This window comes from Lacrimispora sp. 210928-DFI.3.58, from assembly GCF_020554865.1.
Classification (GTDB): Bacteria; Bacillota; Clostridia; order Lachnospirales; family Lachnospiraceae; genus Enterocloster.
In genome coordinates, this window is sequence record NZ_JAJCIC010000141.1 from 1 (window position 1) to 240 (window position 240).

A 240-nucleotide genomic window follows, 5' to 3' on the forward strand; every position below is an offset into this window, starting at 1 on the left:
GTTGCCACTAAAGAGTTTAAGGTTATGGTAGAAGGAAACGGTGAGACAGAGAAACCAAATCCAGAGAAACCAGATAATGGAAATAATAACAGCAATAACAATGGAAATGCTGGAAATAATGGCAATAGTGGTAATAACAGCGCTAATGGAAATGTGAATCAGAGTGGAGCAAAGGAAAATAATGCTAATAGCTCAACTCCGAATGGTGGTGCAGGACAGAACACGGTAAAGGCAATCAAG

The 240-nt window shown here is 39.6% G+C and carries 1 protein-coding gene; it reads left to right on the forward strand.

Features of this window, described 5'->3' with window-relative positions:
• Positions 1–24: 24 nt before the first annotated feature.
• On the forward strand, positions 25–240 hold a 216-nt coding region (locus LIZ87_RS22275; protein ID WP_227149246.1), incomplete at its 3' end, for a hypothetical protein.